At 55.9% G+C, this 11,687-nt stretch carries 11 protein-coding genes; 5 read left to right on the top strand and 6 right to left on the bottom strand.

The features are described 5' to 3' along the window. Positions 1 to 8 precede the first annotated feature (8 nt). On the top strand, positions 9 to 197 hold the full coding sequence (locus KNP67_RS04820) for a 2-hydroxymuconate tautomerase (RefSeq protein WP_012727443.1): 189 nt from the start codon (positions 9 to 11) through the stop codon (positions 195 to 197). A 40-nt stretch (positions 198 to 237) separates the two neighbouring features. Here the strand turns inward: KNP67_RS04820 and KNP67_RS04815 are convergent, their stop codons facing one another. Both KNP67_RS04815 and KNP67_RS04810 read right to left on the bottom strand, forming a co-directional pair. Next, entirely contained in the window at positions 238 to 1,824 is a 1,587-nt protein-coding gene (locus tag KNP67_RS04815) for a Na/Pi cotransporter family protein (protein WP_214756091.1), read from the bottom strand. 23 nt (positions 1,825 to 1,847) lie between these two features. Further along, entirely contained in the window at positions 1,848 to 3,143 is a 1,296-nt protein-coding gene (locus tag KNP67_RS04810) for an HD domain-containing protein (protein ID WP_214756088.1), read from the bottom strand. A gap of 100 nt (positions 3,144 to 3,243) precedes the next feature. On the opposite strand from KNP67_RS04810, the gene KNP67_RS04805 reads away from it, so the two are divergent. After that, positions 3,244 to 4,092 (top strand): lipoate--protein ligase family protein, encoded by an 849-nt coding sequence (locus tag KNP67_RS04805; protein WP_214756086.1) that lies wholly within the window; start codon positions 3,244 to 3,246, stop codon positions 4,090 to 4,092. Between the two features lie 4 nt (positions 4,093 to 4,096). After that, positions 4,097 to 4,942 carry a DegV family protein gene (locus KNP67_RS04800; protein WP_214756084.1) on the top strand — a complete coding sequence of 282 codons (846 nt, stop codon included), beginning with the start codon at positions 4,097 to 4,099 and terminating at the stop codon, positions 4,940 to 4,942. A gap of 51 nt (positions 4,943 to 4,993) precedes the next feature. On the opposite strand, the gene KNP67_RS04795 is transcribed toward KNP67_RS04800, so the two are convergent. Next, entirely contained in the window at positions 4,994 to 6,943 is a 1,950-nt protein-coding gene (locus tag KNP67_RS04795) for a glycoside hydrolase family 3 protein (protein WP_214756082.1), read from the bottom strand. A gap of 325 nt (positions 6,944 to 7,268) precedes the next feature. On the opposite strand from KNP67_RS04795, the gene lipA reads away from it, so the two are divergent. Both lipA and KNP67_RS04785 read left to right on the top strand, forming a co-directional pair. Then, positions 7,269 to 8,168 carry a lipoyl synthase gene (gene lipA / locus KNP67_RS04790; RefSeq protein ID WP_353048252.1) on the top strand — a complete coding sequence of 300 codons (900 nt, stop codon included), beginning with the start codon at positions 7,269 to 7,271 and terminating at the stop codon, positions 8,166 to 8,168. 18 nt (positions 8,169 to 8,186) lie between these two features. Further along, positions 8,187 to 9,017: a lipoate--protein ligase family protein gene (locus KNP67_RS04785; protein WP_214756080.1), complete on the top strand. Its 831-nt coding sequence runs from the start codon at positions 8,187 to 8,189 to the stop codon at positions 9,015 to 9,017. A 27-nt stretch (positions 9,018 to 9,044) separates the two neighbouring features. On the opposite strand, the gene amyS is transcribed toward KNP67_RS04785, so the two are convergent. The 3 genes from amyS to KNP67_RS04770 form a co-directional block, all read right to left on the bottom strand. Next, a complete protein-coding gene (gene amyS / locus KNP67_RS04780; RefSeq protein ID WP_251130813.1) occupies positions 9,045 to 10,562 on the bottom strand; it encodes an alpha-amylase in 1,518 nt (505 codons plus the stop codon). Positions 10,563 to 10,760: 198 nt separating this feature from the next. Further along, positions 10,761 to 11,288, bottom strand: coding sequence for a DUF2812 domain-containing protein (locus tag KNP67_RS04775; RefSeq protein WP_214756077.1), 528 nt, complete (start codon positions 11,286 to 11,288; stop codon positions 10,761 to 10,763). Next, the gene (locus KNP67_RS04770) at positions 11,285 to 11,617 is read right to left on the bottom strand and encodes a PadR family transcriptional regulator (RefSeq protein ID WP_214756075.1); all 333 of its coding nucleotides are present in this window, start codon (positions 11,615 to 11,617) and stop codon (positions 11,285 to 11,287) included. The genes KNP67_RS04775 and KNP67_RS04770 overlap by 4 nt, the downstream gene beginning before the upstream one ends. Positions 11,618 to 11,687: the final 70 nt, after the last annotated feature.

Raw genomic sequence — 11,687 nt, 5'->3', positions numbered from 1 at the left:
GAAATGTGATGCCATACGTAACGGTTAAAATGCTCCCAGGTCGCACGGTCGAACAAAAACGTGCGTTGATTGAAAAAGTGACAGACGCCGTCTCCGAGACGACGAACGCCCCGAAAGAAAACATCACCGTCTTCATCGAAGAGATGGACGCGACGCACTACGGCCAAGCCGGCGTCATGCACGCAGATAAGAAGTAAACACAACGACCGCCCTTCCATCTTGGAGGGCGGTCGTTGTTTAGTCTTCCAGATTCACTTCAAACCGCTCGCTCGGGACGGTCGGTTTAATCAGATGACGCGTCGCACGCCAAATGTGATAGCCGATTCGGTCGAGCCAGAGGAGGGCCTGCACCTTTTGAATCGTCTGATCCATCTCGAGTTGATTGGCCGCCGTCTCCTCGAGCAGTTCGGCCCGGTGCGCTTTTCGATATTCAGCGAGCTGTTTCGAGGCCGTCTTCCACTGCCGCGACTCTTCCGGGGGCGTGTGATGATTGAGCGTCTCGACCATGTCGAGTTCATGCAAGACGAGCTGACGCGCGACCAGGAAGTCCGTATCGCGGAGCGCGTCGACCGGGTCGACTTCACGCATGACGAACAGCCACCGCTCCAAGTGGTCGATTGTATGGAGCAGCGACAGATGTTGGCCATAGTCGTTGCGTCCCCGCCCTTCTTCCAATTGAATCGTGCTCAAAAAGACACGGACGTCGCCGAGCGTCTTCTCGACGAGTTGGAGCTCGTCGTCGCGTTTACGTGCCTCGGTCAGCAACAGTTGCGTCTCTTTGGCCAAATAGCGCTCAATCTCAATCAACGAGCGCCGGGCCGCCTCGAGCGCGACCGTCGGGATGCGGGCCATATTCGGGTCGAGGAACCGGGTCAGCTTTTCCGCCCGGCTCGGGATCCACTTGAGCAACTGACGACTGAACGCCTGATGGAACGGCAGGAACGTGAACACCCCGAGCAAATGGAACGAGGTGTGGAACAAGGCGAGCCGCAACAGTTCGTTCCAATTGAGGCGATCGGCCACACCGTTCACGACACCGAACAAGAGCGGGAACATCAGCCAGCCGATGAGTAAAATCGAGCCGTGGACGAGCACGTGCGCCAAGACGATGCGGCGGGCCGACTTCCAACCTCCGATCGACCCGAGCGCGACGACGAGACTTGTCCCGGCACTTTGCCCTAAGACGAGCAGACACGCTTGGGCAAGGGTGACCGTATCGGTCGCGAGCGCCGTCATCGTCAAGACGAGACCGATGCTTGAAGACTGCAATAAAACAGTCATCCACAGGCCCGTACCGAGAAGCGCAAGTTGGTGGAGCGGTGTGTCCGCTTCCCAACTGGCGAACGAGAACGTGACAACTTCCCGCATCGCCTCTTGGAGCGTTCCGATGCCGACAAAAATGAGGCCAAGTCCGACCATGAGCATGCCGATGCGTTTGACGCGCCGCCCAATCAAGCGCAGCGCCATGCCGACCCCGATGAGCGGGAGCAACAGCTCGCGGATATCGACGTTATAACCTAAGAGCGCCACGATCCATCCGGTCGTCGCGCTACCCGCGTTCGCTCCGATGACGAGTGTGAGCGCTTGGGTGAACGTCAGCAGGCCGGCACTGACAAAACTGATTGTCATGAGCGTCGTCACGGTCGAGGACTGAAACAACGTCGTCATCGTCGCTCCGAGAAAGGCACCCGAAACAGGTCCTTCAGCCAAGCGATTCAATCGTTGCCGGAGGCGTTCCCCGGCCATGCTTTTTAACGTATCCGTCAACAGCATCATCCCGAGTAGGAAGATGCCGACTCCCCCGACCAATGTGCCGATTCCCATGGTGTCACTTCCTTTTCAACGATTCAATCGCCTCGTAACGTTGACAACATCCATGTTTTTTCTGATGCGTGATCTTTCAAGTTGAGCAGTACGTCCTCCGGATAATAGATTTTCTCGTCGGACTGTCGTGAGTTTAAAATCGATTGGACGAGCATCGACACTTCCGAAATTTCCCGGCGGTCGCCATCATTCATCTTGAGATAGATGCCTTCGTATGTCCCGTGCCCTTTATACAAATCGTATGGCAATTGGCTGAGCTGATCCTCGAGCAAGTAGTAGCGCGTCGGTAAACCGATTGCCTCCATCGTTGAACGCAAGCGGTCCATATAGCGGACGCGGTTCGCTTCCGGGAAGTTCTTATATTTCAACAAACGACGGTTGACGAAGCGGCTCGCAAGGTCGGCCAAAATCGGGTCCGCCTCATCCATCCATTCCTGAAAATAGAAATAGACGATCGTCTCATCGAGCTTCAAATAATGCTCGAGCGTCATGTCTTCATGGTTAAAAATCGGCAAGAAATGCTTTGGAGTCATCTCGAAAGAATAACCCGATTCGTATAGTTCTTGCGCCCGTTCGAGCACGGCTTTGAGTAATAAATCGCTCGATCGCGTCGCCGGATGCAAGTAAACTTGCCAATACATTTGATAGCGCCGCATGATATAGTCCTCAATCGTATGCATGCCCGACTGTTTGACGACGACTTGGTCCTCATCGGGACGCAACACCCGAAGCATGCGCTCAAGGTCGAACTTACCGTAACTGACACCGGCGAAATGGGCGTCACGGAGCAGATAGTCCATCCGATCGACGTCGAGTTGCGAACTGAGGATATTGACGAGCAGTCGGTTCGGGTGTGTCTTATTGATGATGGCCGCCACTTCTTCCGGGAAGCCGACCCCCATCTCGGACAGCACTTTGTTCACTTCCGTGGCCCCGAGGATGATGCGTTCGGTCCACACCTCGTGACGGACGGCGAAGACGTGCTCGAACGCGTGCGAGAACGGACCGTGTCCGACATCGTGCAGCAGCGCCGCCGCGAGCAACAACTCCCGGTTGCGGTCATCCCACTCCGGATACTCATGGAACTGATCGATTAGCTGTCGGGCGATTTCGTAGACGCCGAGCGAATGATGGAAACGCGTATGCTCGGCCCCGTGGAACGTCAAAAACGACGTCCCGAGCTGTTTGATGCGACGTAACCGTTGAAACTCTTTCGTATTGATCAATTCCCAGACGAGATGATCATAGACGTATATATAACGGTGAACCGGATCTTTAAATACTTTCGACCCCGATAATTGACCTCGTGACGTATACATGACGTTGCCCCCTACGTTTCATTAATGATTGGATTCGACTTCTAGCGCGTGGTTCCTCCCATGTTATAATGGGAAGGAAATTATTTATTGAAAAGGAATTATGTATATGACCCATCCATTATTACGACAACCGACCTACCGTGTCATTGACCAGTCTTCGCTCGGTCCGGCGTTCCAAGCCGAGCAATCGTTCGCGACGGACGATACGCTCTGTGCCTCGACCGCGACGTCAGGTGCCGTCCTGCGGGCCTGGGTTCATCTAAACACGGTCGTGCTCGGGATTCAAGACGCCCGTCTGCCCCACTTGGCAGATGGCATCCGTTTGCTTCATGAACACGGCTTCCGTCCTGTCGTCCGCAATTCAGGAGGACTGGCCGTCGTCTTAGACGCGGACGTGTTGAACTTATCTTTGATTTTACCCGAGAAAGACGGGATTCAAATCGATAGCGGCTACGAGGCGATGACGTCACTCATCCAACTCATGTTCCAAGATGTGACGAACGAGATCGTGCCTGGCGAAATCGTCGGCTCATACTGCCCGGGCAGCTTCGATTTGTCGATTGACGGCAAGAAGTTCGCCGGCATTTCCCAGCGCCGCGTCCGTGGCGGCGTCGCCGTCCAGATTTACTTGAGCGTCCGCAAGAGCGGAAGTGAACGGGCCGCGCTCATCCGTGATTTTTATGCGCAAGCCATCCAAGGTGAAGCGACGCGCTTTACCTATCCGGCCATTGTCCCTGAGACGATGGCGTCACTCGAGGACTTGCTTGGTATCCCGCTCACCGTCGATGACGTGTTGCGCCGCGCCTACACCGTCCTTAGTGACGTGAGCCGGCTCATACCTGGCACTCTCGATGCGGAAGAGCAGGCGACGCTCGTGACCCAGCTCGACCGGATGTGGAAGCGCAATGAACCGATCCGTGAGATTGAACAACAATTAATAGAGGAGTGACCGCATGTTTAAAATCATAACCGATACCGGCGCCGATTTGACCCAAGACCAGATCGTCGAGTACGGTCTCGAAATGCTACCGCTCGGTGTCGTCATCGACAACGACGAATTTTTAGACGGTGAGACGATTCAACCAAAAGACGTGTACGACGCGATGCGTGCCGGGAAGACGCCGAAGACGTTCCAAATCGAGGCGGCCCGCCTCGAACAATGTTTCCGTCAACATCTCGAATCGGAAATCCCGTTCCTGTACCTCGCCTTCTCCGGTGAGCTTTCAGGCACCTATCAGACGGCCGTCATGGTCGGCAACCTACTTAAAGAAGAATACCCGAACAGCACGTTCCATATTCTCGATACACGTGCCGCGTCCGTCGGCCAAGGGCTGTTCGTCAAGACGGTCGCCGAGTATGGCCAAGACCATACGTATGAAGAGACGGTCGCCTACGCGACGTCGCTCGTCGGCAAAATCCGGCATTTGTTCACGGTCGAATCGCTCGAGTATTTGATGCGCGGCGGCCGTGTCTCGAAAGCGAGCGCATTCATCGGGGATTTGTTGACAATTTTACCGCTTTTGACAGTCGAAGACGGCAAACTCGTCCCAATCGAGAAGGTGCGCGGTCACAAGAAAGTGTTACGCCGCATCGTCGAATGGATGACCGAGTCGAAACCGCTCGTCGAGGGTGGGCACGTCTTCATCGGCCACGGCGATGATCCAGTCAAAGCCGACCAATTCGAGGCGTTGTTACGGGAACATGCGAACCCGGCGAGCGTCACGAAGACGATCGTCGGTTCGGCCATCGGTGCACACACAGGCCCGGGCCTTCTCGTCGTCGGCTATTTCGAGGCGTGACAATCAAACGAAAAACCGCGAGTACCCTCATGGGGCACTCGCGGTTTTAGTTTACTTGTTCCAGTTGCGGAATCCGTCACCAAACTCGAGGTGCAAGTCGTCTCCGAACACGCCGTTCTCAAACGTCGGTACGTCGACCGGGAGTTTGCCCGTCGGTTTCACTTCACCGAAGATAGCGCGAATGCCGGCCGGGAGGTTCGGTCCTGCCGATTTGGCATTGCCCGCCTCTGAATCCGGTCCGTTCGGGTCACCTTTGAAGCCGTAGATGATGAGCTGGGCCGGTGCGTCCGGCTGAACCGCCACATCGTACGGGTTACGCAGGCTGAGCAAGACTGACTTCTTGCCCGTCTCGTTGGCGTAACGGAACACTTCGGCCGGCACGTAGTTGTCAGCCGACGTCGATTTCAGCTTGGCGCTGTTGTTCACGTTCGAGCCGACGATGATATAGTCGGCCGCGTCGATTTTTTCTTTCAATGCCGGGTTTTGATCCAAGTGCTTCGTCGATGCCGTATAGTTCGCGGCGATGACGTTCACGTCTTTCATGTTGCCGGCGTTCTTCTCGAGCGACTTGATCGTCTTGATCATGCTGTCCGTCTGGTCTTTCGCCGGTGACAAGACGAGGACCGTCTCACCCTTTTTCGGTTTGAACGGAAGCGTCTTGTCGTCATTTTTCACGAGCGTGACGGCCGCCTCGGCGATTTCACGTTCTTTCGCTTTATGCTCGGCACTGCCAACGACCGCATTCGCCTCAGCGAGTTTCGCCTCGAGCGTCGTCGTGTCGACCGATTCTTGCCAAATGCCGCGTTCCGCTTTGAGCGTCAAAATCCGCTCGACCGCTGCATCAATCTTCTCTTCTGACAGGCGTCCATCCTCGACGGCCGCCATGACGTCTTCAAAGATCGTCTCGAGCTTCACGACGTCCGCGTTCGACCGTAAAATCGTCGGCATGAGCGCGATATCCACGCCCGCATCGAACGTCTTGATGACCGCTTCGGCTTCCGTGAAGTTATCGGCAATCGCCTGCATGTTCAAAGCGTCCGTGATGACGATCCCGTCATATCCCATGTCTTCCCGTAACACGCCCGTGATGACGTCGTCCGAGAGCGTCGCCGGGAGCGGGAATGTGCCGCGCGGCGAGTTGACGACCTCATCCTCGATTTGTGGCATCCCGATGTGTGCCGTCATGATCATATCGATGCCTTCGGTGATGGCTCGTTTGAACGGCAACAGTTCGAGACCGCGCAAATCTTCGAGCGATTTGTCGACGATCGGAAGTCCGTAATGCGAGTCGACCGCCGTGTCACCATGACCTGGGAAATGCTTCGCCGTCGCGGCGACGCCCTGGTCTTGGATCCCTTGTGTCATCGCCGAGCCGAGCTCGCCGACGAGTTCTGGGTCGCTCGAGAACGAGCGTACGCCGATGACCGGGTTGGCCGGGTTGTTGTTGACGTCTAGCACCGGACCGAAGTTGACGTTCACCCCGAGAGCGTTCAACTCCGAACCGATAATATTCCCCGCGTCGTATGCGTACTGGCTGCTCCGTGTCGCCCCGAGCGCCATGTTACCCGGCAAGTTCGTGCCCGTTCCGAGACGTGTCACGATTCCACCCTCTTGGTCAATCGTGATGAAGAGCGGTACGTCGTTGCTTTCGTCTTGTTTGACGACTTCTTGGAGGTCGTGGACGAGTTTCGTCGTCTGTTCGGTCTCGGTCACGTTTTCCGCGAACAAGATGACACCCCCGAGGTCAAACCGATCGACGACGCGCGCCACATCTGTCGCGAGTGCCGTATGGTTCGCCCCGTTCCATAATCGGAAGTCTGGCATGATCATTTGACCGAGCTTTTGTTCAAGCGTCATCGACGCGAGCTTGGCGTCCACACGCTGCTCAATCGACGTTGCTGGCGTCTCCTCCGCTACGACCGCAGTCGCCATCGGGACCGATGAGACGAGTAGCGCAGTCGTTAGCCCCAGTGTCGCCGTCCAGTTCAATGCTTTGTTCATGTTCCCCACTCCTTTTTGAAAGTTTCCCCGACCCCCAAACAAAAAGGCATGGAGGAAGAAGCGTTGCCTCACCAACGCTCGTTCACCCCATGCCTGATCGTATCAGTTACATATGGTCCTTATTCAGGTGGTCAACGTCAGTATAGCAATTCAAAAAATGGGAAACAATACTTCACATGAAAGCGTAACCATTTTGAAATATATGTTCTGTTTTGACACACATCCAAGCTGTATTGGCAAAGCTAATAATTTCGCTGGTTCGAATTCGTCCTCATCTTTGGTAAACTCTTTTTGTTAGGGGTTAACTTTCAAAAAGGGGGAAATCATCTTGGCACGAGGGGAACTGAAACGAAAACCGGAATGGTTAAAGATTAAACTGAACACGAACGAGACCTACACCGGTCTCAAAAAGATGATGCGCGAGAAAAATCTACATACGGTCTGCGAGGAAGCGAAATGTCCGAACATCCATGAATGTTGGGCCGTCCGCCGCACCGCGACGTTCATGATTCTTGGAAGCATCTGCACCCGCGCCTGCCGCTTCTGCGCGGTCACGACGGGCAAGCCGAACGAGCTCGACTGGGAAGAACCGAAACGCGTCGCCGAGTCGGTCCGCCTCATGAACTTGAAGCACGTCGTCATCACGGCCGTCGCCCGCGACGATTTGAACGACTACGGCGCGACGGTATTCGCCGAGACGGTCCTCGCTGTCCGTGCCATGAACCCGGAGACGTCGATCGAGGTGCTCCCGTCCGATATGATGGGTGATTTCTCGGCGCTCCAGACGCTCATCGATGCCGGACCGGACATCATGAACCATAACTTGGAGACGGTCCGCCGCTTGACGCCGAGAGTCCGCGCCAAGGCGACGTACGACCGGACGCTCGAATTTTTAAAACGGTCCAAAGAACTGAACCCGGACATCCCGACGAAGTCGTCCATCATGGTCGGACTCGGCGAGACGAAGGAAGAGTTGATTCAAGCGATGGACGACCTCCGGGCCCATCACGTCGACATTCTCACGCTCGGCCAATACTTGCAGCCGACGAAGAAGCACCTCGACGTCGAGCGTTACTATCATCCGGACGAGTTCGCCGAGCTGAAAGAGATCGCCTTAGCGAAAGGCTTCTCCCACTGCGAGGCCGGACCGCTCGTGCGCTCCTCGTATCACGCGGACGAACAAGTCCACAAGGCGCGTCGTCATACGATGCTGCCAATCGACTAAGAGAAAGAAGAGACATATATGATTGGAACGACATGGCATCTGCTTCACACCGCCCCGCTGTCCCCGGCCGAGAACATGGCCATCGACGAGGCCATCGCCGGCTGGGTTGCGCGCGGTGACTTGAAACCGACACTCCGTTTTTACGCCTGGGCCCCGCACGCCATCAGCGTCGGGCGCTTCCAACGGGCGACGCGCGATCTCGACCGCGACGCGCTCACCTCGAACGGCATCCCGGTCGTCCGTCGTTTGACCGGGGGACGGGCCGTCCTGCACGCGGACGAGCTGACGTATAGCGTCAGTCTCCCGGAGACGATGCCGTCTTTGCCGACGAACGTCATCGAGAGCTATCGCCTCCTGACCGAAGGGGTGCGCCGCGGCTATCACGCGCTCGGCGTCCCGGCCGAGTTCTCGGTGCCGCTGACCGAGGCCGACCGCGAGGCACTCCGAAAACCGAAATCGGCCGTCTGTTTCGACGCCGCCTCGTACTATGAGCTCGCCGTCGACGGCAAGAAGATCGCCGGCAGCGCCCAAGTGCGCCACCAAGGCGCCGTCCTGCAGCACGGGTCGATTCCGTTATCGATTGACGATGACGTCTTGTTCGACTGCTTCAATCTCGCGGCCGATGAGAAGGCGGAGGCGAAAGCCCGCTTCGGTGACAAGGCCGTCTCCTTGAACGAGACGCTCGGCCGACCGGTCGCCTTCGACGAGGTCGCCGTGGCGTTCACGGACGGATTCCGCGACGCGTTCGATTTGACGTTCGAACCGCTGACGTTCACCGAGGCGCAACAACAAGAGATTCAGCAACTCGTCGCCAAGTATGAGAGTGACGACTGGGTCTGGAAACGCTAAAAAACGAGTCTCGCGACTCGTTTTTTCTTATTGTTGCGTATAGATGGAGACCGAACCACCATTGACAAAGAACTGGCCCCAGCCGTCGGCGTTGATCGTGACGAGACGGGAGTTGTTGTTCGTCATATCTTTCCATACCTCGCCGGCGTTCTGTTTGCCGACGTACATCCACTTCGAACCGCCCGGACCGTCCGATAGAATCGTCGCGAGACCCGATTTGGCACGGTCGGTCACACCTTCACGTGTCCAGCCGATGACGTCCTGATGATCGAGGTAGTCATGCTGCGTCCCGTAGGCGAAGTCTTTTCGTGCCTTCAAAATCGGTTGGAGCGTGCCCGACATGTTCGGGATTTCGCGGTTCGTCGTCCCTTTCGTGCCGTAATAGTCTCCATAGAAGAGGGCCGGATAACCCTGACCGCGCGTCATGATCGTCGCGTAGGCGAGCGGTTTGAACCAGTTGGCGACCGTCGACTCGAGCGACTGGCCCGGCTGTGAGTCGTGGTTATCGACAATCGTCACGGACAGCGACGGATGCTGTTCGGTGACGGTGCCTTTCAAGATGTTGCGCATATCATAATACCCGCCGCCGTTACCGGCCGCTTGGAAGTTGTAATGGAGCGGCACATCGAAGACGGAGTGCGTGTAGCCCGTCTTATACAGATAGTCGTTGATGGCACCGAGATCGTTCTTCCAATACTCGGCGACCGTGAACATCTCTTTCCCGGTCGTCTGGCGCACGCTCGTCACCCACTCCTTCAAGTACGAGTGGCTGATATGTTTGACCGCATCCAACCGGAAACCGTCGAGCCCGAGCGAGTCGGCGTACCATTTGCCCCAGTTCTTCATCTCTTGGCGGACCTCGGGATGCTCGAAATCGACGTCGGCATACATAAGATAATCATAGTTGCCGTTCTCGTTCGACACGTCCGTGTCCCACGCCTTGCCCGTGCTCTTGAACTTATAGATGCGGCTCAAGCTGCGTGACTGATCCCAATCGGTACCGTCAAAATGGTACCAGCGCCATTTGAACGGCGAGTATGTATTGTTGCGCCCCGCGAAGTTGAACCCGGTCCAGGCCGAGATGCCATACTCACCGGACGTTTCTTGGTTCCGGTTCGACGGATTGACCTCGATCGCCTGAACGGATTCGGTATAATCGGCCCCGCCCTTGTGATTCATGACGACGTCGCCGTACACACCGATCCCTTTACCGCGCAAGTTCAAGATGGCGGTCTGGAGCTGCGCTTTCGTCCCGTACTTCGTCCGGGTCGTCCCTTTTTGGTTGAATTCGCCGAGATCGTATAAATCGTACGCCCCATACCCGACATCGTTCTGTGACGTGCCTTTGTACGCCGGCGGAATCCACACCGTCGTCACCCCGATGTCTTTCAAGTGCTGCGAGTCGTTCGATAGTCGGTTCCAATGCAGCCCGTCGTTCGGGACGTACCATTCAAAGTACTGCATCATCGTACCGTTTTGCGGCGTCGCCGCCTGTGCGACCGGTTGCCCGGCGAGCAGTGCAATCGCGGTGACACCAGCCGTCATCGCTAACCCTTTCCGTCTTTTATCCATGCCCGTTCCTCCTCTTCAAAATGAATGCAAGCGCTTTCATTAATTATCATGCCCGATTCTATTTTGGTTGAATAGAGGATTTCCATAAAACAGTTCTCTGCGCCTAACTATTTTTTTCTTGAATAGTTCAGTCGACCAAAACAAAACGGATGGCTTGTGCCATCCGCCTAGTCATTCATTCCGTTCCAAACGTTTTCGCTTCACGAGGAAACCGAGATACGGGAGTCCTGTGAAGACGAGCCCGATGACGACAAGCGTCTGTAGCACCAAAATGATGGCTTCCGCCGTCTGCGGCCAATCCAATTGGAGCATGAACACAAATCCAAGTGATAACAGCAAGCAGATGAGCGCACCCCGCCCCATCGCACGCTCGACTTGCCCATATTTCTCTTGGGTCGTCTGGCGATCCGTATAAAGAGGCGTCGCGTCCGGACTGCCTTTGAATACATGAATCTCATCGCCGGTCGACGTGACATGTTCCCATCCGCTCGCGGCGAACAGCTCGAAGTAATCTTCGTCCGGCTGTTTGCGATAATCGAGACTGTAGCGTACATCCATCGGTTCCCCTTCGACGAGCGTATAGCCGAGCGGTGCGAACTTCTCTAAATGCCAGCCTCGGGCTGCCATCTGTTCCAGTTTTTTCATTTCGCGCTCCTCAGCGAACGCCAGTCCCCAACTCGACATATATTTCCGTTTCATCGGTGTCCCTCCCCGTCTAAAATGAAGCGTGCATCATCAACGATTGCTTGCCGTCGTTTTACGTCTTCCTCCACGAGCGCTCGTCCTTGGCCCGTGATCACATAGCGCTTCTGCTTCCCGTCCCCGTCGATCGGCGCGATCAACTGGGCGTTCACGAGCTTCTTGATGATCGTGTACATCGACGCCGGACCGATTTTGATCCGTCCGTTCGTCAATTCCTCAACGAACTGCATAATCAAATAGCCGTGACGTGCCTCGGTCAAGGCGAGCAGGATATAGAGCATGCTGTCGGTCAATTCTCCGAGCTCGATTGTGTCATTGCGTGGCATCCCGCCACCTCCTATATCATTCATTGATATATCTTACCGTTAGTATATATCGTTGAATGATATATGTCAA

Origin of the sequence: Exiguobacterium sp. s157 (assembly GCF_018618205.1) — a bacterium.
Taxonomy (GTDB): Bacteria; Bacillota; Bacilli; order Exiguobacteriales; family Exiguobacteriaceae; genus Exiguobacterium; species Exiguobacterium chiriqhucha.
This window is presented reverse-complemented; position numbering and strand designations above follow the sequence as displayed.